Here is a 22,131-nt window from a genome sequence, read left to right as displayed (position 1 = left end):
AGAGTCATTGAGAAGCCCGCGCTGTACTCGAAGAGTCAGCGTCGGGTACGTCACTCACACGTAACAGGAGAGATTTTGTGAAAGTGCCTAAATTGCTTTTAGAAGATTGGACTATATAAGAATGGCGATACTATAGAGGTCAAAATGATGTAAGGTATGAGATTGCGATCGCCTACTTTACACCCTCACCATGTCAGACTCCCAAGCTGTAAGTGCTGCCGTTGCCAAACTCTACAACACCTACCCCTTTCCGCCAGAACCCCTACTAGATGAACCACCCCCAGGTTATAATTGGCGCTGGAATTGGCTAACTGCCCATAGTTTTTGCACGGGTTATAAACCCCAAAGGCAAGATATCCGCATTTTAGACGCTGGTTGTGGTACAGGAGTTGGTACAGAGTATCTGGTTCACCTCAACCCCAAAGCTGCTGTTGTCGGAATTGACCTTAGCACAGGTGCTTTAGCAGTGGCAAAAGAGCGCTGTCAGCGTTCTGGAGCAAACCGTGTTGAGTTTCATCACCTGAGCTTGTATGATGTGGAAGAGTTACCGGGTGAGTTTGATTTAATTAATTGCGTTGGCGTTTTGCATCACTTAAGCGATCCAATTCGCGGAATTCAAGCCTTAGCGAAAAAGTTAGCCCCAGGCGGCTTCATGCACATTTTTGTGTATGGGGAGTTAGGCCGCTGGGAAATTCAACTAATGCAAAAAGCGATCGCCATTCTCCAAGGTGACAAACGAGGCGATTACCGCGATGGTGTGCAAGTCGGACGCCAGATATTCTCTTCCTTACCAGAAAATAACCGAATTGTCAAATACGAAAAACAACGTTGGTCATGGGAAAACCAGCGAGATGAGTGCTTTGCTGATATGTACGTGCATCCGCAGGAGATTGACTACAACATTGACACGCTGTTTGAATTGATTGATGCAGCAGGTTTAGAGTTTATCGGTTTCTCAAACCCTGGTTTCTGGCAGTTAGACAGGCTTTTAGGCAAAGCACCAGAATTAATAGAACGATCGCAAGAATTAAGCGATCGCCAGCGCTACCGTTTGATAGAATTACTAGACCCAGAAGTTACCCATTACGAATTCTTCCTCGGTCGTCCTCCCCTCACTAAAGCCGACTGGTCAAACGATAGCACCTTATTGGCAGCAACTGTAGAACTCAGTCCTTGCATTGACGGGTTTCCCAGTCGAGCTATATTTAATCACGACTACCAAATAGTGAATTTATCAGAAGCAGAGTTTGAGTTTCTGCAAAACTGTGATGGTAACTCAACAGTGGCAGAAATTTTAACAAGTGTGCAACTAGAGTTAGATGGGGTGAGAACACTCCTCCAGCAGCAGTTAATTTTGTTAACGCCAGCTTAAATTATGGCTATTACTAAAGGGATTGATTGCGGTTGCTGTACAGTCGAGTATTTTTCCCATAGCTCCTCATTTTTTAAGTTTGTGCGGTCAATAACCAGTACGTCTGGACGAAAACATCACAAAGGCGTAAACGCCGTCTTCGGCTTTCATCCCTTGCCTGAAGTCCGGAATACTGCGCTGTGCGCCTGTTCCTCAAGGGTTTTCAGCCTAACATCTTTATAATACGGCAAGGATTGCCAGCAGCAACGACATTTGCAGGTATATCTTTCACAACTACACTGCCAGCACCGATGGTTGTACAGTCACCAATTGTCACCCCAGGACAAATAATTGCACCACCACCAATCCAGACATTATTACCAATCATAATCGGGGCAGCTAGTTCTCTACCAGTTAAACGGATTTCTGGTTCTACGGGGTGATAAGCTGTATAAATCTGTACGTAAGGAGCGCATAAGACATTGTCACCAATGTGAACTGTATTGCAATCTAAAATTACACAGCCATAGTTCATAAATAGTCCGTTGCCAGCATAAATATTACTGCCATAATCACAATGGAATGGTGGCACAATTGTAATTTTCTGTCCGACTTTTCCTAATAATTCTTGTAAGATTTGTTGTCGCCGCTCTTGCTGTTCTTCAGTTGTAGAATTATAGAGTCGTAAGAGCCGACTAGCTTGCTTGCTTTCGGCAGCTAACTCAGGATCTTCTGCAAGATATAATTCACTCGCAAGCATTTTTTGCTTCTCTGTTTTTTCCCCATTCCCCATACTTCGACTCCGCTCAGTACAAGTTCCCAATTCCCCATTCCCTAATTAATCAAAGACAGCATACGAAGCTTTTCCCTGCTGCTTAGCTCGGTACATGGCAATATCAGCATCTCGTAGGAGAGTTGCTGGCTCTTCATGATAGCTATGATTCAAAGCAATGCCAATGCTAGCTGTAATAAATAGCTGATGCTCATTGAGATTAAGTTGTAGTCCAATAGTTTCTTGAATGCGTTTAGCAACGTTAGTAGCATCGGTAACGTCTTTAATGTCCTCTAAAAGGATGGTAAATTCGTCGCCACCAAATCGTGCTACAGTATCGCCGCTACGTAAGCAAGACTCTAAGCGTCGGGCAATCTCTACCAAACAATCATCCCCTATTGTGTGCCCAAAGCGATCGTTAATCCCTTTAAAACCATCTAAATCTAAAAACAAAACTGCAAAGTTATAATCGGTTCTGCGTTTACTACGCTCAATTGCTTGTCTCAATCTATCTATGAATAAAATGCGATTTGGTAAGGCTGTCAATCCATCATAGAATGCATTGCGAAGCAGTTGCGCCTCTTTGTGCTTACGTTGGCTGATATCTTGAAAAACCAAAACTGCACCAGTAATATTACCATTACGATCGCGAATAGGTGCAACATTGTCTCCAATCGGTATTTCCACACCATCTTTGGTCACTAACGTACAGTTTTCTGGTAAATTGAAAATCTCACCTGATTCGATGGCATGTGTGGCTACGTTTGCGATCGCTTCTGATGTCTCTTTGTCAACTAAACTGACAACTTCTATGAAATCTTTTCCAAAAGCTTCATCTTGCTTCCAGCCAGTGAGGGTTTCTGCTACTGGGTTAATCATGTGAATACAACCATCGGCATGTGTCACTACTACGGCACAACCCATGCTATCGATAATTGCCGCTAATCTCTGTTCTTGTTGCTGTAATCTCTTTTCAATTTGGTGTTTATATAAAGCCATTTCAATCGCAATATGTAAGTCTTTCTCTATACATGGTTTGATAATGTAGCTAAAAGGCTCGCTTAGTTGCTGTTTAGATAAATTTGTATATTCTGAATAATCTGTTAAATACAGTACGGGAATCTGGAAATGATTCTGGATAATATCTGCTGCTTGCATACCATCGATGTTGCCAGCTAAGCAGATGTCAATTAATACTAGATTTGGATTAGTTTCTGCTACTTTTTTTATCGCTTCTTCACCCGAATCAATGATTTCTGGTACAAAATATCCTAATTTTTGTAAACTATTTCTAATATTGGAGGCTTGTAATTTTTCATCCTCAACAACTAGGATTTTGCGGGCGAACATGTTGATATAACCTGTTTGCTAAGATTCAGATCTTGTTGTCAGTGTAACTTAATCTGAATGTCGATATTTATATAATAAGCAATCTCCAAGTACCTGTCTGTTTAGAGGATGTTTGAAAAGTTTTGGGCGAATATAATTCGCTACTACACAAAGCTTAGTCCACCTCCGTGGAAAACACGGAAAATCGAGTTCTTGAAACCCACGGAGGTGGGTTTTGTCTATATAGTCGCGAATTATATTCGCCGGGGTTAGTATTAATTTAGACTAACTTCTTAACTTAACGAAAATACTGAGCTAATTATCAAATAGGATGTTATTCGCCTACTGTAGGCTATTTTTTTGATGAATTTAACCTCATCAAGCTGTGCAGTTAATATCAAGTTATGTTGAGCAAACAAAATTGAGATTTAAATTATTAGAAGTAGTTTGATATGTTGAAAATAAAAAATCAAAAGACGCAAAGAGATTTTAATGATCAGCGATTAGCCGGACTTGATATGAAAATTCAAGCAGTTAAAAAAAAGGGTAATGATTATTGATAGTCAAGTGTGGCTTATGGGTACTCTAATATTGAAAAACTCTTGAGTCACAGACTTCATCGGCAATGATTCAGCCTAGCCTGAAACCCAGTAGATCTTTGCCTTTAAGGATGGTTTTAATTGTCCCATTTGTACTGCAAATATTTGCAGCTGTGGGATTAGTTGGCTATCTATCCTTTCGCAATGGACAGAAGGCGATCAATCAGCTTGCTTCTCGCCTGCAAACAGAGGTGAGCGATCGCATCGATCAGCATCTTAACACTCAACTCAGCACAGCTCGTTATCTCGCTCAGATCAACGGGGACGCGATCGATTTGGGATTGCTTAGCCCTAAAGATTTAGAGCAATTAGGACAGTTCTACTGGCGGCAATTGCAACTATATAATATTGGCTATATTGGCTTTGCATTGACAACAGGTGAGTTTGCAGGGTCTGGACGTTTCTTTGAAGATGGTCGTGTCACTGTTGATGAGGTTTCTCAAAGACGCAATGGAAATCAGCATTGGTACATCTACAATACAGATAAGCAAGGAAATCGTACCACACTAGCTATTGATAATGGGCCATACATTGCCAAGTCAGAAGGTTGGTATCAGGAACCTGCACGGGCAGGTAAACCAACTTGGACGCTTTATCAATGGCAGTCTCCGCCATATACCCTGTCTGTTTCTGCAAACCGTCCAGTTTATCAAAAGAATAACCTTATTGGTGTCATTGGGGTTGACCAACGGCTAACGCAGATTAGTGATTTTTTGCGGCGATTAAAAGTAAGCCCATCTGGAAAAACTTTTATTGTGGAACGTAATGGACTAATGATTGCTAGCTCTAGCAAAGAGCAGCCATTCACACTCAATAATGGTAAAGCCGAACGACTTCAAGCAGACAACAGTCAAGACCCTCTGATTCGAGCAACCACAAGATATTTAAACGAAAAGTTTAGTAATCTTCAGCACATTAAGAAAAATTATTCATTAGAGTTTGTACTTAGTGGTAAACGACAGATCATTAAAGTAACGCCCTGGAATGACGAGTGGGGTTTAGATTGGTTGGTCGTTGTCGTTGTTCCAGAGTCTGACTTCATGGGACAAATTAATGCTAATACACGGATCACAATTTTCTTATGTTTAGTAGCATTAGCTCTAGCTACCATTATCGGTATCTACACTTCTCGATGGATTACTCGCCCGATTTTACGACTTAGTCGAGCATCAGAAGCCATTGCGGACAATCAGCTAAACCAACAGGTGGAAGCATCACCATTTCAAGAACTTGGAGTATTAGCAGAGTCATTTAACCGCATGGCGAAGCAATTGCGAGAGTCTTTTACAGAACTAGAAACTCGTGTGGAAGAGCGTACTCTAGAACTGAAAGCAGCCAAAGAAGTAGCCGATGGTGCCAATCAAGCTAAGAGCGAATTTCTCGCCAACATGAGCCATGAACTACGAACGCCTCTCAACGGAATTCTTGGCTATGCTCAAATCCTCAGCCGCTCTAAAGCATTACTTGATAAAGAGCGTCACGGTGTTAATATTATTCATCAATGTGGCTCTCATTTGCTCACTCTAATCAACGATGTTTTGGACTTGTCCAAAATTGAAGCCCGCAAGCTTGAGTTAACACCTAAAGCACTCCACTTTCCTTCATTTCTCCAAGGCGTAGTTGAAATCTGCCGTATCCGTGCTGACCAAAAAGGCATCGAATTTACTTATCAACCCGACCCAAATTTACCCGAAGGCGTTCAAGTCGATGAAAAGCGTCTGCGTCAGGTGTTGATTAATCTACTTGGGAATGCGATTAAATTCACAGATCAAGGTGGTGTGATATTTAAAGTCGAAGTCATAACTCAAGAATTACCAAATTCTCAACTTCGCTTCTGTGTTCATGATACTGGAGTTGGTATTGCTCCAGAGCAAGTTGAGAAAATTTTTCAGGCATTTGAACAAGTGGGCGATTGCCGACGCCAGTCTGAAGGCACAGGATTAGGTTTGGCGATTAGTCAAAAAATTGTTCAACTCATGGGTGGAGAGATTCAAGTTAACAGCCAGCTTGATGTTGGTAGTAATTTCTTCTTTGAGGTAGAATTAGCGATCGCAACTGATTGGATACGCCAAAATTCTGCTAATGCAGCGGGACAAATCATCAGTTATCAAGGGCAACAACGCCACATCTTGCTCATTGATGACCGCTGGGAAAACCGTTCTGTACTTGTGAACTTGCTGGAACCCTTGGGTTTTCAACTCACACAAGCAGAAAATGGTCAAGAGGGATTAGATAAAGCTAGACAGCAACAACCTGACTTGATTATTACTGACTTGGCAATGCCAGTGATGGACGGTTTTGAGATGCTGAAGCAGTTGAGAACCTCAGAAGAATTAAAGCACCTCCAAGTCATTGTCTCTTCTGCCTCCGTTGCAGAAATTGACCGCCAAATGAGCATTGATGCAGGTGGAGATGATTTTTTACCTAAGCCTGTTCAAACAGATGAACTATTTAGCCTGCTAGAGAAGCACTTGCAACTGACTTGGAATTATGAGTTCACCGAGACACAAAGCACTGGCAATACCAACCATTTAGCTACAAATAACGACACTGAAATTATCTTGCCACCTGTCGAAGACTTAAAACAATTACTTGTTTTAGCCCAACAGGATCGCTTGAAAAAACTCACAGAAGAGGCACACAAAATTAGTCAAGCAGATGCTAGATACACCCCTTTTATTCAACAAGTTTTGTACTTGGCTAAACAATTCCAGTCAGAGCAGATTGAAAAATTGATTCAGCAATATCTACAGCAGTCTTAAATGATTTGTGAAATATTTTTCTGTTGGTTGTTATTTGACCTTTTCCTATAAATACACCATGCATACATCTACAACTGGATACATTCTTATTGTTGATGACACACCAGCAAACATAGAGGTCGTTTCAGAAACATTAATGGATGCGGGATTTGAAGTTGCTAGCGTCCTGAGTGGAGAACGTGCCTTAAACCATATGCAATATAATGAACCAAACTTGATTTTATTGGATATTATGATGCCAGGAATTGATGGATTTGAGACATGCCAACGCCTTAAAGCAAATCCTAAAACTCATCATATTCCGATTATCTTTATGACAGCACTTGCAGATATTGATAGCAAGGTGAAAGGATTTGAACTCGGTGCTGTAGACTACATCACCAAACCCTTTCAAGAGAAAGAAATTTTAGTAAGGGTGAAAACCCATTTACACCTGCGGAGTCTGACAAAAAACCTAGAACAGCAAGTTGCAGAACGGACTGCACAACTATCCCAAGCTTTAAAAGATTTGCAAACTTCCCAAATTCAACTTGTTCAAAGTGAAAAAATGTCTGCTTTGGGACAGTTAGTTGCAGGCGTTGCCCACGAAATTAATAATCCAGTTGGTTGCATTAATGGCAATATTAGCTATGTCGAAGAATACATCAAAGACCTGCTCGAAATTATTGATCTTTACCAACAGTATTATCCACAGCCAATCACCGCCATTCAAGAAAAATTCCATGCCGTTGACTTAGATTATCTCCGCGAAGATTTGCCCAAGCTAGTACAATCTTTACAAGAAAGTACCAATCGAATTTGTAACATCAGCACCAGTTTACGCACATTCTCTCGCACAGATAGCGATCGCCCCATTTGTTGTAATATTCACGAGGGTATCGACAGTACCCTCTTAATTCTTAAACATCGTCTGAAAGCTAACGATTCACGGCCTGCAATTCAAGTAATTAAAAACTATAGTAAGATACCTGAGATTGAATGCTACCCTGGACAATTAAATCAGGTTTTTATGAATTTATTGGCAAATGCGATCGATGCCATAGAACAATCGAACCAAAAGCGCAGTTTTGAAGATATTTTAATTAAGCCAAATTGGATTAAAATTTCCACAGAAGCACAAATTGAGCATGAAAAAGAATCTGCTTTAGTTTCTCATATAATTATTCGGATTCAAGATAATGGTATCGGCATGTCGGAACTTATAAAGCAGAAAATATTTAATTATTTATTTACGACAAAAGGTGTAGGAAAAGGAACAGGATTAGGGTTGACAATCGCTCATCAAATCGTTATCGAAAAACACAACGGCAGTATTCAAGTTAACTCCACTCCCGAAGAGGGCACAGAGTTTGTGATCACAATTCCAAACCGGACAAAAAATGAAAAAGAATAGGGAACAGAGAAAAACAAGAGTATAAAGTAGGGGCGGGTTCACAAATATTCCCAGTTAAATAAGTGATCAGATTCATCAACCCGTCCCTATTAGCCGTGAAAAACAACTTAAACTGCTTCTGTGTTCTTTTCTCCAGTACGAATCCGCACAACTTGTTCTACAGTGGAGATAAAAATTTTACCATCGCCAATTTCGCCAGTACGGGCAGCAGCGATAATTTTATCTACTACCATATCAACCTGACTGTCTTCAACTACGATTTCTACTTTAAGTTTTTGCAAAAACTCAACGGTATACTCAGAACCACGATAACGCTCAGTTTGACCTTTTTGGCGTCCAAAACCCCGAACCTCAGAAACAGTCATGCCAACGATACCAGCGTTAACCAAGGCAATTTTCACCTCATCCAACTTAAATGGGCGAATAATTGCTTCTACTTTTTTCATTTTCTAGACTCCTGACTTGTAATAGCTTTGTTTATCTATCCTAAGCCACGAGAGTGCCCATCCCTCTATGAAGTCAGCAGAGGATGTTCAAGGACGCGGGGACGCGGAGAAGGCGAGACGCGGAGAAAGAATTCAGGCGGGGTTTCAATCCCCGTCTGAATTCAAGCCACTGAATCGAAGATTCAGTGGGGGTCTTAAACCCCTGGGACTTGCGTCCCCGCGTCCCCGCGTCTTCTTGATAAGTTGGGCAAAACAATTTTTCTTGAGTATGGTTGCATCTCGAATAGAAATAGCCACTGATGATTGCGGTATGGGTTGTGTGTAGTCATCTTAGGAGTCGTGTAAAAATAAGTTGAACAATTTAATATTTGTAGTGCGGGCATCTTGCCCGCGCGAGCAAGATGCTCGCACTACTTATTTTTACTTGATGCCTTAGTCGTCATATTCCTGTAATTTTGACGTTTGATGCTAACTAATTTGTAACAAAGTATTATTTTATTAAGTGTTTTATATTACATCACAGCATAAGTGATATACAGTATTTTAGCTGAATGTAGAACCAACAGTATTGAAACTTGATAGCAAACAGTTGGCTCATTTTTTATGTTGGCGATCCTAATGAGGTAGTAAATGCAATGCGTAAGATACCAGCAGAAATTTGTCTTGTTGATTGCGATTGCAGTACCTTTTTTAATCTGCTCAATTGGTAAAAGTGCGATCGCTATCTCTACAAACAACCACAAAGGCTGTATTGATGATCGGGAGCTGCAAAAAGGATGGAGATAGTACAAGTGTTGGTAGTTCAGTGTCAGTAGACCAAGCACTATGGATGCAGTTTCAAGATGGTAGTGAGCAATGTATTAACTTTCCCAATACTGAAGAGAGAATAGCTAGATCAGGGCATTTTCTTACCCTTCTGATTGCGAGAAATTTACAAATTAAAGATAGCCTATATGTTGCTTTTTTAAACCATGCAACTAGAGACTTTTATCATTTTCAAAGGGCAGCCTGGAAACGGTTAGCTTGGAAGCGTTTGTTATGGGGTAAGAAAAGCCAAGCTGTTTTAGGATATGCAACAATTTTAGGTTTGATATTATCCTTTTTCTATACAAAATTTTTTCAGTTAGAAAAAATCCAACAAATTGCTTTGACTAATGAAATCCAGCAAATTTCTACAACATGGAATCTGCCAACGAATCTAGTAAGTGTTATAATTCTTACTCTATTGTCTGGCATTATACTTGTTCCGGGTAGTATTATTTTTACTTCAAACTTAATTGGGCAACAATCTGATAAAGTAAATAAACTTTTTGGCAATCAAATTGATGAGATTATGAAAAGCCTTCGAGAACAGGTAACAACAAGATAGCTAGTGTTTAGTATAATAAAATGACTCGGTTTATTCATGACCATAAATTTAGCCTATCATAAAAATTGTCTTTTGTGACAAGATAAATCAGCGATCGCTCTTTTTATTTGATAGGAAAATCGCTTTTTATTTCCTCTGATATTGCGACTCCTGAAAAACCTACTGGTATTCTTAGACTCACAAAGAAGTATAATTATTGTTAACACCATTTATTAGTTGGCGTTAGCGATCGCTATCATCATGAGCAAAGCCAAGATTCTCGATCCATCTGAAAGCTATACCTTCAGCAAGTATGCCGAATTAGCCTACGATAGCGCCGATATCCTAGCTGAATTTGGTGTTACTCTCAAAAATAGTTCACTGCAACTTCCACAGCAGTTGCCAATCGATCCACAACCACTGAGAATAGAACTGCAAGAAAATCTCACATTGGTAGATCCTGTTTCTGAGATGGCTAGACGTGAAGCACTAATTTTTCCAATTCTCAAAACTATTTGTAAATTTATTCAAGTACCACTCAAAATTGAATATCCTGTGCGAATAAGCAATTGGCTCAAAGGCAGTTTTGATTATTTCATTCCTACTGCACAAAATTTATTAGTAATTAAAGCGAAAAATGCCGATTTAGCAAGAGGTTTTACCCAATTGGCGGTAGAGTTGATTGCTCTTGATCAATGGACTGATTCAACAGTTCCAAAGCTTTATGGTACTGTAACAACCGGGGATACTTGGAAATTTGGCATCTTTCAGCACCAAGAAAAAATAGTTCACAAAGATATCAACACATACGCTATTCCTAGCGACTTGAATTTGGTGCTTTCTGCTCTCTTTGGTATAAGTTTGAGTTAGATAATTGTATCTGGGTCGATATTTAACTCTCGTAATTTTGCTGCCAAACGTTCTACTTTTTCAGCTTCTTGTTGTGCTGTTTCTTCAGGTGTTGGTACTAGTTGTCCATCTAGTGTAAAAAACCGTAATAAACCCTCATAAATTCCCAAATATAACCCTAACTGTTGACTCCACAACTGTCCTTGTTCATTTGGTTGCAGAGGTTGATATTCTCCATCTACTAAATGAAATCCCGCAAATTCTAATGTGTATGGGTCGAACCAAAAATAATCAAGGGTGCGGAAAGTATCTTGATAAATTTCTTTTTTTAAACCTTTGTCTGTCTTTGCTGTTGAATCAGAAAGTATTTCTAGAATTAAATTAGGGTATTTACCATCTTCTTCCCAAACAACCCAACTTTTACGGGTTTTGCGTTCACATCCTAAGACTACAAAAAAGTCTGGGCCTCGAAAATATTCTGATTTAAGTTGGTTTGGATTATAGTAAATAGTCAGATTTCCCGCTGCATAAAAATCATTTCTGTCTCTCCACAGCCATTTTAAACATTTGAGTAAGAGCATGATTTGCTCTAGATGCAGTTCGCTTTCCAAGGGAGGCTCGTCACTATATAAATCACCAGGGGGAAATATTACATCATCAGGGATGCCTTCTTGAGCATCTAATTCTTGAACTATGGTCATAGAATGGATACGGCATCAATTAATTATGAATTTATTTTAGCAGTGTTGCAGTTGGCGTAGCTTTAGCCTATTGTAGACATCGCTTACTTAAAAAAGAATGACTCAATCAATTGAGAGTTTTATACTAACTGTGGAAGTATTAATTAACGATTTTGATGTTCAAACAGAGGGCGTACAACTAAATACCCAGCACCAAAAGCAGTCAGCATAATTAATAAGATAGTAATAATTAACCCCCAGCCGCTGAGTTCTCTTGAGCCTGACTCGGTGGTGGGATAATATCTTACTTCTTGTTCTTCTATAAACATTGGTTCCGACATCGGATACATTTCCATTACAGGTACGGAAAAGTCTTGACGGCGGTTATTTTTAGAGGGTGCTTTGGGTGCTACAGGTGGACGTGGACGAGAAGCCTGCTGGCGTGGGCGCGCTGGCGTTACTGGCTGCTTGGCGACACTTTTGACCCCGGCAGCAGTATGAGAGGCTTGGTGATTGCTAGGCGTTGTCTTGTAATCTACAAAATCTTGTAGGTGTATAAAAGACTGCACAACTTTAGTAATTTCTTGACGGAGTAGTTGATTTTCTTGCACTAATTGCTGATTTTGGGCGGTGAGTGCATTCAATCTTGTTTGTGTTGCCTGTAACTCTGCTGCCAATTCTCGGTATACAGAAATTGGTACAGAGGGAGAGTAGGCTTGAGTATTAGGTGAATTCCTATGAACAGAACCTGTGCTTGCTCGCATCGGGGCTTAGTATTAAAAATTAAAGTAATTAGATCGTACAGAGATGCTAACAGAGATAGTTAGTCCTGAAACTATGCCCAAGAATAATTGAAAAATGCTGAGAGAGCAAAGATTTTTTATTTACATTTTTGGGCCTGGTCAATTGTCAGTGTTCAATGGGCAGTTGTCAATGAGAATTTAGATGAAAGTGTTAACATCCATTCCCCCCTTCCCCACCTCACCGTGTCTTCTTAATTCCCCATTCCCTATTCTCTTGTAACAATGGAAAAAAATGTCCTACAGGGCCTTGTCCTTTACCAATATCTAGAGAATAAGCGAGTGCGACGGTGACATATGCTTTTGCTTGTTGTACTGCTGTCCACAAGTCTTTTCCCATTGCTAGGTTAGCAGCGATCGCAGCTGATAAGGTACAACCAGTACCATGAGTATTTTTTGTTTCTACTTGTTTGGTTGTTAAAGTCTCCAGCTTTTGCCCATCGAACCAAATATCAATACCACGCAAATTCCCCTGCATTCCTCCACCTTTGACTAAAACGGCTTTCACTTTTAAAGTTTGGTGGATAATTTCAGCAGCAGCCCTCATATCATCCAAGGAATCAATTTCTAAACCGCTCAAAATCTGAGCTTCGTAACGGTTGGGTGTGACAATAGCTGCTTTGGGAATCAAGGCATGGCGGAGAGTCTTAACAGCGTCATCATCTATTAATTGTGCCCCCGTGCGTGACACCATCACCGGGTCAACTACTAGATGATCGATTTGCAAAGCTTCTATCTGCTGGGCAACAGTAGAGATAATTTCCTGGTTAAGCAACATCCCTGTTTTCGCTGCTTGCACGCCGATATCTTCAACCACCGCCCGAATTTGCGCTACAACTGCTTGAGTTGACATCGCATCAACCCGCACCACCCCCAAAGTATTTTGGGCTGTGATGCAGGTTATGGCGCTAGTACCGTGGACACAATGAAATGCAAAGGTACGTAAATCTGCTTGAACTCCCGCACCACCCCCACTGTCTGAACCAGCAATAGTTAAAGCAACAGGTACTCTAGACATTAGACTTCTTGCATAAATACTTTAATGTTGTTGAATAATACTGTGAAAAGCTCACGCAGAGGCGCAGCGAAAAGAACGCAAAGAGGGACTTTTGCAAGGGACTATAAAAATATTTCTTCCCTACTCCCTACTCCCCACTCCCTACTCCCTATTTTTTTGAATTTTCAAGTTGCTTGATGATAGCGTTCAAAGGATTTGGTTGTGGATTTTTTGGTTGCTCTTGTGGCACAACTGTTAAGTAAGGTTGAAGCTTGGCTTCATCAACCCAGCCAGAGTAATATTTGATGCTAGTAGATTTTGGGGTCAGTTGAAGTAACTCTAAATCACCCCGCATCGCATTCCAATTGGTGGGAACGTTTGCTGAAAGTTCACCAGAACCAAGACCTCGTGGGCCACCACCAAATGCATTTAAAGAAACCTCATCTAATGCTCGCATGAAACTTTGTCCATTCCAATGCCACTGGAAACCAGGCCAATTTACAGGTAATTGTCCTGGTGAGAGAGAACGCTTAAACTCATAAAGACTTGCACCCTCATCTAATGCAACTGTAAAGCCTTGAGGATATCTCACCTCATAGCGTCCCTTAAGAGTCTGGAAATTTACAGGACTCCACCACAATACCTCTACTATTTTCTCACTATTGTTAGCAGATAAAAATACAGCTGGAGTTTTATTAGTTAACGCACTATAAAGTGGAAGTTCTGTTGATGGTAGTTTAGACATTGCGGTAAATCGCCAACAAGACCAACTCTGAGGATTATCAACGGCTTGCCATTTTACTTGACAAACACCATTGGCAGTACTTACCCAAAGATTTTCTTTCTCTAACAAAAGCTTGTCAGGAATTGCCCCCACTATAGGGCTATTGTGGACTGTATAGGCGCTTAAAGTACCGGAATTGGGGTTTTGTGGACTGGGACGGTAAGCAACTAATCCTTTAGCAGGAATGTAAGGATTTCCTTCGCCACTTACATGAGTACCCATCCAAAAAGTGGGATTTTTGGCATCTCCTGTGATGGCTAAATCGGTAATTTGTGTAAACCCAAGTTCTTGGGGTTTAATTAAGGTAAATTTATTAGTCTGTGGTTCATAACTGACAATAGTCGCAATCCCGTTGTTACCTTCACCTTGCTCAAAAGCAACAGACCACCAAATGCGATCGCCATAAATCACCACTGCGGTAACACGAGGCAAACCCAACTGGCTTCCTATGGCTGTATACCCCTCTTTTACTGCTGCGTTTTGTAAATCTTTGAGAGTATATAAAGTTTGTTGTTGAGGTTTTTTGCTATTGGGGGCAATCAACTCCAAAACAATCTTATCCTTAGCTGGGTCTGAGATATTTGGCCTTGATAAATTATTGTTTTGTCCAAGAGAAAATCGCGGTTCTAAAATCACTCGATACTGATAAGTTTGACCCTGAAAATCAAGATTTTTAAACTTGGGATTTACTATTTCTTGGGATAATTCAGCATAATTACTCGGTGGCTGTAACTCTTGAGGCAAAGTTCCTGGTTGCACAGTCCAAGTATTGTTACCCCGACAAAAAACAAAATCTTGCTTGAGGGTTTGAAACTTAATGGTATCAGCGTTGGCCACAATATTGCGAATATGATAGTTAAACCGATCATAAAAGCTTTCGTTTTTATTTGGCACAGGTAAGGAAACAACTGTAGAATTCGGACAGTTTTCTGTTTTCGAGTTAACACCATTACTCACCTGCGAAAAGTTATTAGCACTAGAAGCACAAGCATTAGCTAATAAAACAATACCGACAATTGGAATAAGTAGTTTCATAATTAATTAAGCTCTTATTAATTCTGGATAGTAGGTAAAGCTGACAGGGTTTCCCCCTTAACAAGTTCCGTGGGTTTAAGTCCCCCAGTTCTATAACCGGCAAGTTTTGCGTTGGCGCTAAATCCCCATTACAAAACTTAATTACGTTAGCGTTAGCGAGTCCTCGAGCGTCAGCGGTAGCGATAGCGTAGCGTTAGTGAGTCATCGAGCGTCGCGTCATTACGAATTACGAATTACGAATTATTTAATTGGAGTGCTGAAGCGCGATAGCGGGGCGTTTAGCCCGTGCTGAGTAAAAAGTTTCCCCCCTGTTCCTTGTTCCCTCAGAACTAAATATTGGAAATCTTCTTTAACCTCAGCCAACAAAGTCCTTTAAACCCCTATGCTAGCGATTGGGCAAAGCTACTGATTGTGTAAGGTTGGCAAGAAGAAAGTATTTGTATCAGGATACAAAGGAGAAAGCACAGATGACTAACTTTTTAGATACTGCCATTGAAGCGATCGCAGCTCGCGAAATTCTCGACTCCCGTGGCAGACCAACTGTGGAAGCAGAAGTCCATTTAGTCAACGGTGCTGTGGGACTGGCACAGGTTCCTAGTGGGGCTTCTACTGGCACTTTTGAGGCACACGAATTACGCGATGGCGATCAAAGCCGTTATGGTGGTAAAGGCGTTCTGCAAGCAGTGCAAAATGTCAAGGAAGTGCTGGCACCCAAGTTACTCAGTTTAGACGCCCTCAACCAAGAACTGCTAGACCGGACGATGATTACCTTAGATGGTTCTAGTAACAAAGCGAATTTGGGCGCTAATGCCATTTTGGCAATTTCTTTAGCCGCAGCCAAAGCCGGGGCTGAATCCTTGGGAATTCCTCTGTATCGATATTTGGGTGGCCCCTTAGCGAATTTATTACCAGTGCCATTGATGAATGTGATTAATGGTGGGGCACACGCAGCAAATAACGTCGATTTTCAAGAGTTTATGATTGTCCCGATTGGGGCATCATCTTTCAAAGAAGCATTACGCTGGGGTGCGGAGGTGTTTGCCACTCTCAGCAAAGTCTTGGATGAGAAAGGTTTGCTGACTGGTGTCGGCGATGAAGGTGGTTTTGCCCCTAACCTAGAGTCAAATCAGGTAGCTTTAGAATTGCTGGTTGCTGCCATCGAGAAGGCTGGTTACAAGCCAGGGGAACAAGTAGCGTTGGCATTGGACGTGGCAGCCAGTGAGTTTTACAAAAATGGGCAGTATGTCTATGATGGTAAGCCTCACGCTCCCACAGAGTTTATTGATTATCTAGCTCAATTAGTTGACCAATATCCTATTGTGTCAATTGAGGATGGGTTGCACGAAGAAGACTGGCAAAGTTGGCAATTGCTCACCCAAAAACTAGGCTCACGAGTACAGTTAGTGGGTGATGACTTGTTTGTGACTAACGTCACTCGCTTGCAAAAAGGCATCCAAGAAAAAGCAGGTAACGCCATCTTAATTAAACTTAATCAAATTGGTTCGCTTACCGAAACCCTAGAAACAATTGACTTGGCAACTCGCAACGGTTTTCGTTCAGTAATTAGCCACCGTTCTGGCGAAACCGAAGACACAACCATTGCCGACTTATCTGTTGCTACCCGTGCCGGTCAAATCAAAACAGGTTCCCTCTGTCGGAGTGAACGGGTAGCCAAATACAATCGCTTGCTACGCATCGAAGATGAACTAGGCCATCGCGCCATTTATGCTGGTGCAGTAGGCTTGGGGCCGAAGTAGGGGCAAGGGGCTAGAGGTGAGGGAGATGAGAGAGTAAAAAAGCAGGGTAAGTAGGGAAAGCTGGGGAAGCAAGAAATAATTTACCAAGAAGACGCGGAGCGTGACCCTTCTCAAGGTCGAAGCACTGGTCAAAAGCCCCCGAATGCGAGTCGTGGAGGCAAAAAATGTTTTCCTTGCTTGAATCCCCTAGCTTGAGTTATGGGGACTCTCCGCGTCACCCTTCGGGTGACGCTCGCAAGCTCGCTAACGCTGCGCTAACGCAGTCGCCTGCGGAGGGAAACCCTCCTTTACTCGCTGTCTCACCGCGTCCAAACGTCTCCGCGTCCTCATCAAGAATTACGAATTCCCCAGTACCCAGTACCCAGTACCCAATCCCCAGTACCCAATCCCCAGTACCCAGTACCCAATCACGGATAGAACCCCAACCTGGGTAAACCCAAGGTTTCATCCCAGTCCATCATAATGTTTAAACACTGAATTGCTTGACCCGCCTGGCCTTTGATCAGATTGTCGATCACTGACATGGTAATCACTCGCCCTGTACGCGGGTCAACTTCTACGCCGATGTAGCAAAGATTGCTACCACTCGCCCATTTGGTTTGAGGGTATATTCCACTTTCACAGACTTTAATCCAAGGGGAATTGCGATAAAAAGCGGTATAAATAGTGACTAAATCATCCCGAACTAAACCAGGGTCGCGTAGTGTGGCGTATACGGTTGCTAAAATCCCGCGCACCATGGGGATGAGGTGGGGTGTAAATTGAATTGTGACTTCGTGACCGGCTAATTCACTACAAATCTGCTCGATTTCTGGGGTATCACGGTGACGAGCGACACTGTACGCTGATAATGAATTATCTGCTTCTGCTAGCAATAAGTTAACTTTGGCTTGTCGTCCACTACCAGAAGTGCCAGATTTAGCATCGATAATGGCTGTTTCTGGTACAATTAAGCCTTGCTTCATCAGCGGCGAAAGTGCTAGGAGACTGGCGGTAGGATAGCAACCAGGACAACCAATCAGCTGAGCTTCGGCAATGCGATCGCGGTAAAGTTCTGGTAATCCATATATTGCTGTGTTAGCAGTTGAGCGATCAAATCTCTCTTTCCCATACCAAGCTGTATAAGTTGCTAAGTCACTAAATCGATAGTCTGCACTCAAATCCAGTACCTTGCAGCCTTTTTCCAGCAGCTTAGGCGCAATTTGGCACGCTAGACCATTTGGTAAACAGAGAAATACTACTTCACAACGGTGAGCAATGATTTCTGGCTCTACCGCCTCTATTGGCAAGTTTAATGCATGAGCCAGATGTGGGTAGAGGTCTGCAAAGGTTTTTCCGGCACTAGTCTCATCACCTAAATAAACTAGTTCGACTCCTGGATGATCCATCAGTAGGCGAACTAACTGTACTCCACCGTAACCTGACGCGCCAACAATCCCAACGGGTACGCGTCTAAATTTGCCCATGATATGAAATCCTTCTCAGCATTTGGTTAACTCGTTCTTAGCCATCAACATATCAGCGACTGGGCGTACAGCGCATAATTTATGTTGTTTGGATTAAAAGGGAACAGGGGATTTGAATCGCACGGCGCGTTTGTCAACAAAAATTTTAGCGGCATAAGTTTTGCCATGTTATCAAATCATTGCTAGTCTACTTCTGTGCTGGATAAAGGAGCTACAATCTAGAAGAAGAAATTGTTAAAAAAATTTACGTTGGTAGCTGGAAATTTTTCTGTGTCACAGCCTAAGACTACCCAAGCTTTTAAATTTGATTCGATTGATGCCGCTTTAGCAGACCTGAAAGCCGGCCGCGTTGTTGTGGTGGTAGATGATGAAAATAGAGAAAACGAAGGTGATTTAATTTGTGCTGCCCAATTTGCCACCCCTGACATGATTAATTTTATGGCAGTGGAAGCCAGAGGATTGATTTGTCTGGCTATGACAGGCGATCGCCTAGATGAATTAGATCTACCATTGATGGTGAGTAATGTGGTAGCAGAAAGTCACAACACCGCTTACGATAATCAAACAGCATTTACCATTAGCATTGATGCTGGTTATCGTCTGGGTGTCACAACAGGTATTTCTGCCGAAGACCGCGCAAAAACTATCCAAGTTGCTATTAACCCTAACACTAAGCCTAGCGATTTACGCCGTCCTGGTCACATCTTTCCTATTCGGGCTAAGGAAGGAGGGGTGTTAAAAAGAGCCGGACACACAGAAGCTGGTGTTGATTTAGCCCGACTAGCTGGTCTATATCCAGCCGGAGTTATTTGTGAAATTCAAAACTCTGATGGCTCAATGGCGCGATTACAGCAGTTAATGGAATATGCCAGACACCATCAACTCAAAATTATTAGTATTGCGGACTTAATCAGTTACCGCCTCCAGCACGATCACCTCATTATCCGTGAAACCGTTACCAAGTTACCCAGCCAATTTGGTCAGTTTGAAATCTACGGATACCGCCATACATTGGATAATACAGAACATGTTGCCATTGTCAAGGGCGATCCAGCAACCTTCAAAGATGAGCCTGTGATGGTAAGGATGCACTCTGAATGCCTAACTGGTGACGCTTTAGGTTCTCTGCGTTGTGATTGCCGGATGCAACTGCAAGCAGCACTGAAAATGATTGAGAGTGCAGGCAAAGGTGTTGTAGTTTACTTGCGGCAAGAAGGACGCGGTATTGGCTTGATTAACAAGTTGAAAGCCTACTCTTTACAAGATATGGGGCTGGATACGGTAGAAGCGAATGAGCGTTTAGGGTTCCCTGCTGACTTGCGGAACTATGGCATGGGGGCGCAAATGCTGATGGACTTGGGCGTGAGCAAGATTCGCTTGATTACTAATAATCCGCGTAAAATTGCGGGCGTCAAAGGTTATGGATTAGAAGTAGTCGATCGCGTTCCCCTATTGATTGAGTCTAACGACTACAATTCCCATTATCTAGCGACAAAAGCCAAAAAGCTTGGTCACATGCTTTTGCAAACATATCTGGTAACAGTAGCAATTCATTGGCAAGATGATCCACAATTAGTTACAAAACGCTATGAACGCTTAGAGAAATTGCGGCATTTAGCGAGAAGCTACGATTTATTATTACAGGAAGAAGCGCGACCATTAGCGATCGCTGTGTTTGATAAGCCATCATTGACGGTACATTTAGGTTTCGATCAGCCAAAAGTTGCCGCTTGTGATTGGTATAAACAGGATGGTCATCCTTATCTCCAAGCCATCAGCCAAATTTTGGATAACTTAGTAGCTTTGCCTTACATCCAAAACCTAGAATTTCTAATTTCTTCAGGTAGCGACCCTTTGAGCAACTTGCAAATCCAACTAGACCGACAGATGTTTTCAGCTGATACACTGCCTTCATCGATTTGCGATCGTTTGGAGACGCAGAAGATATACAGCTTTAACAAATGAAAGGGAATAGGGAATAGGGAATAGGGAATAGGGAATAGGGAATAGGGAATAGGGCGTAGCATTGCTACGCCTTTAAAGTTTCTATAAGTGCTAACCTGATCAAAAACCAGCTGATGGCAGCTTACCCTGTAACATCTGAAATTTAGTTTGAATGCAATTTGCACAATTGCAACCAAGTTGATCAAGAATTGGGTTAGATGTTTGATTTAATGTTGGTGCTGCCAATTCATGAGTTGGTTGTGCAAATGCTACCACAACAACTTGTGTAGTAGATGGAGATTGCATACTGGATGCATTAGCTGGATTAGCGACCAGTACCATAGATGCTATAAATACCGGACAGGCAAATAAAATCAGTTTTGCTATGTTCATAAATTTACACAAAGAGACCTTTGCTGATACAGCATAACTAATAAATTATCGACGTTCAACTGCAATAATTGCTCCCAATGTTGTGGGGAATTGGGAATTGGGAATTGATGTTGGTTACTTCTCCCTCATCCCCCTCATCCCCCTCATCCCCACTACACCTTTGACCAAACGAGTAATTCGCCCTTCTCGCCGCCTGCGGCTAGTAGTTTGCCTTGAGGATGCCAAGCTAAGCTAGAAAAACCAGCTGCAACACCAGTGATTAGTTGGGATACTTCCTCGGCTTGGTTCCACAAACACAACCAGCCATCAGCAGCAGCAGAAGCGAGAAGAAAGCTTTGGGGTGCAAAAGCGATCGCACAAATAACATCTACATGATTAGTTAATACTCGTGCTTCCCAACCCAAAGATTCATCTGCGGATTTTTCCCACACTACAATACCTTCTACACTTGAGGATGCGAGCAGAGGCGCACCAACTTTGGTAGTAGCTTCTGACCAAGCCAATTGGCGAATTTTCCCAGGAAAACCACGCATTACCCAAGGGTCAGGGTTGTTCCATTCTAAAACAGTGACGCTACGATCCATATTGCCAGAAGCTAAGTATTTGCCATCAGGCGACCAAGCCATAGCTACACTGACAGTAGACATATCTAAAATATATGGTTCTTCATCCCAGTTTTGACTGTACCAAATCTTAACTCCTTGATAACCACCAATCGCTAAATACTGACCATCAATGCGCCAATCAATACCCAACACTGACGAATTATCAAAATTGAGTGTGACAACAACTTCGTGAGTATCTGCATTCCAAACTTGCACATTACGCCCTAAACTGAAGGCTAACTGATTGCTGGTGTGATTCCAAGCTAGCCTGTCTACCCATGCCGGAGCATTTTTTAAAGTAGCAATTAATTTATATTCTCGCCAAATTTTTACCTGTCCATCCTGTCCACCGACAGCTAAAAATTTTCCATCTGGAGAAAAAGCCAGACAATCTATTGATTTGTCGCCAGCAGCCTGCAAAGTTGTTAAATTGCCATCATTCCACAGCACCACCTCCCCAGCAGCGGAAGTTGCTGCTAGAGTTTTACCTTGTGGCGACCAAGCGATCGCTGTTACATAATCTGTAAGTGTCCCTGAATAGTATTCTTCAAATTCCTTGGATTTGCTGGTTGTGAAGTTCATAGTAAATAAGGAGTGGGGAATGGGGAGTAGGGAGTAGGGAGTAGGGAGTGGGGAGTGGGGAGTGGGGAGTAGGGAGTGGGAAGTGGGGAGTAGGGAGTAGGGAACTTGTACTGAGCGGAGTCGAAGTATGGAGAATTGGGAATTGGTTATGAATTATTCTCCGCGTCCCCGCGTCCCCGCGTCCCCGCGTCCCCGCGTCCCCAGTCCCCAGTCCCCAGTCCCCAGTCCCCAGTCCCCAG

General features: G+C 42.1%; 18 protein-coding genes. 8 read left to right on the top strand and 10 right to left on the bottom strand.

The annotated features are described in order from the left end of the window. The first annotated feature begins 190 nt into the window (after positions 1 to 190). Positions 191 to 1,372: a class I SAM-dependent methyltransferase gene (locus AC5JMF_RS17775; RefSeq protein WP_495797045.1), complete on the top strand. Its 1,182-nt coding sequence runs from the start codon at positions 191 to 193 to the stop codon at positions 1,370 to 1,372. 202 nt (positions 1,373 to 1,574) lie between these two features. Here the strand turns inward: AC5JMF_RS17775 and AC5JMF_RS17770 are convergent, their stop codons facing one another. After that, the gene (locus AC5JMF_RS17770) at positions 1,575 to 2,144 is read right to left on the bottom strand and encodes a sugar O-acetyltransferase (RefSeq protein WP_495797044.1); all 570 of its coding nucleotides are present in this window, start codon (positions 2,142 to 2,144) and stop codon (positions 1,575 to 1,577) included. A 45-nt stretch (positions 2,145 to 2,189) separates the two neighbouring features. Continuing rightward, positions 2,190 to 3,473: a diguanylate cyclase domain-containing protein gene (locus tag AC5JMF_RS17765; protein WP_495797043.1), complete on the bottom strand. Its 1,284-nt coding sequence runs from the start codon at positions 3,471 to 3,473 to the stop codon at positions 2,190 to 2,192. Positions 3,474 to 4,077: 604 nt separating this feature from the next. Here AC5JMF_RS17765 and AC5JMF_RS17760 point away from each other — a divergent pair. After that, complete coding sequence (locus AC5JMF_RS17760) at positions 4,078 to 6,813, top strand: ATP-binding protein (RefSeq protein WP_495797042.1); 2,736 nt, start codon at positions 4,078 to 4,080, stop codon at positions 6,811 to 6,813. 58 nt (positions 6,814 to 6,871) lie between these two features. Beyond that, entirely contained in the window at positions 6,872 to 8,206 is a 1,335-nt protein-coding gene (locus AC5JMF_RS17755; RefSeq protein WP_495797041.1) for a hybrid sensor histidine kinase/response regulator, read from the top strand. A gap of 107 nt (positions 8,207 to 8,313) precedes the next feature. On the opposite strand, the gene AC5JMF_RS17750 is transcribed toward AC5JMF_RS17755, so the two are convergent. Continuing rightward, positions 8,314 to 8,652, bottom strand: coding sequence for a P-II family nitrogen regulator (locus AC5JMF_RS17750; RefSeq protein WP_495797040.1), 339 nt, complete (start codon positions 8,650 to 8,652; stop codon positions 8,314 to 8,316). A gap of 630 nt (positions 8,653 to 9,282) precedes the next feature. Here AC5JMF_RS17750 and AC5JMF_RS17745 point away from each other — a divergent pair. The 3 genes from AC5JMF_RS17745 (at position 9,283) to AC5JMF_RS17735 (ending at position 10,870) form a co-directional block, all read left to right on the top strand. Further along, positions 9,283 to 9,438: a hypothetical protein gene (locus AC5JMF_RS17745; RefSeq protein ID WP_495797039.1), complete on the top strand. Its 156-nt coding sequence runs from the start codon at positions 9,283 to 9,285 to the stop codon at positions 9,436 to 9,438. Between the two features lie 19 nt (positions 9,439 to 9,457). Continuing rightward, a complete protein-coding gene (locus tag AC5JMF_RS17740; protein WP_495797038.1) occupies positions 9,458 to 10,021 on the top strand; it encodes a hypothetical protein in 564 nt (187 codons plus the stop codon). A gap of 240 nt (positions 10,022 to 10,261) precedes the next feature. Further along, positions 10,262 to 10,870 (top strand): hypothetical protein, encoded by a 609-nt coding sequence (locus AC5JMF_RS17735; protein ID WP_495797037.1) that lies wholly within the window; start codon positions 10,262 to 10,264, stop codon positions 10,868 to 10,870. Here AC5JMF_RS17735 and AC5JMF_RS17730 read toward each other — a convergent pair. From AC5JMF_RS17730 to AC5JMF_RS17715, 4 genes are all read right to left on the bottom strand, one after another. Continuing rightward, a complete protein-coding gene (locus tag AC5JMF_RS17730; RefSeq protein ID WP_495797036.1) occupies positions 10,867 to 11,550 on the bottom strand; it encodes a Uma2 family endonuclease in 684 nt (227 codons plus the stop codon). The two genes, AC5JMF_RS17735 and AC5JMF_RS17730, sit on opposite strands and share 4 nt — an antisense overlap. A gap of 143 nt (positions 11,551 to 11,693) precedes the next feature. Beyond that, positions 11,694 to 12,293, bottom strand: coding sequence for a hypothetical protein (locus tag AC5JMF_RS17725; protein WP_495797035.1), 600 nt, complete (start codon positions 12,291 to 12,293; stop codon positions 11,694 to 11,696). A 217-nt stretch (positions 12,294 to 12,510) separates the two neighbouring features. Beyond that, the gene (thiD, locus tag AC5JMF_RS17720; RefSeq protein WP_495797034.1) at positions 12,511 to 13,347 is read right to left on the bottom strand and encodes a bifunctional hydroxymethylpyrimidine kinase/phosphomethylpyrimidine kinase; all 837 of its coding nucleotides are present in this window, start codon (positions 13,345 to 13,347) and stop codon (positions 12,511 to 12,513) included. A gap of 148 nt (positions 13,348 to 13,495) precedes the next feature. Next, entirely contained in the window at positions 13,496 to 15,145 is a 1,650-nt protein-coding gene (locus AC5JMF_RS17715) for a hypothetical protein (protein WP_495797033.1), read from the bottom strand. A 467-nt stretch (positions 15,146 to 15,612) separates the two neighbouring features. On the opposite strand from AC5JMF_RS17715, the gene eno reads away from it, so the two are divergent. Next, a complete protein-coding gene (gene eno, locus AC5JMF_RS17710; protein WP_495797032.1) occupies positions 15,613 to 16,902 on the top strand; it encodes a phosphopyruvate hydratase in 1,290 nt (429 codons plus the stop codon). Positions 16,903 to 17,309: 407 nt separating this feature from the next. Here the strand turns inward: eno and argC are convergent, their stop codons facing one another. Next, positions 17,310 to 18,368: an N-acetyl-gamma-glutamyl-phosphate reductase gene (gene argC / locus AC5JMF_RS17705; protein ID WP_495797031.1), complete on the bottom strand. Its 1,059-nt coding sequence runs from the start codon at positions 18,366 to 18,368 to the stop codon at positions 17,310 to 17,312. A 270-nt stretch (positions 18,369 to 18,638) separates the two neighbouring features. Here argC and ribBA point away from each other — a divergent pair, with 270 nt between their 5' ends. Next, positions 18,639 to 20,333, top strand: coding sequence for a bifunctional 3,4-dihydroxy-2-butanone-4-phosphate synthase/GTP cyclohydrolase II (ribBA, locus tag AC5JMF_RS17700; protein ID WP_495797030.1), 1,695 nt, complete (start codon positions 18,639 to 18,641; stop codon positions 20,331 to 20,333). Positions 20,334 to 20,432: 99 nt separating this feature from the next. On the opposite strand, the gene AC5JMF_RS17695 is transcribed toward ribBA, so the two are convergent. Beyond that, positions 20,433 to 20,705 carry a hypothetical protein gene (locus AC5JMF_RS17695; RefSeq protein WP_495797029.1) on the bottom strand — a complete coding sequence of 91 codons (273 nt, stop codon included), beginning with the start codon at positions 20,703 to 20,705 and terminating at the stop codon, positions 20,433 to 20,435. A 152-nt stretch (positions 20,706 to 20,857) separates the two neighbouring features. Beyond that, on the bottom strand, positions 20,858 to 21,892 hold the full coding sequence (locus AC5JMF_RS17690; protein WP_495797028.1) for a WD40 repeat domain-containing protein: 1,035 nt from the start codon (positions 21,890 to 21,892) through the stop codon (positions 20,858 to 20,860). Positions 21,893 to 22,131 lie beyond the last annotated feature (239 nt).

The organism is Desmonostoc vinosum (genome assembly GCF_059505385.1).
This window is presented reverse-complemented; position numbering and strand designations above follow the sequence as displayed.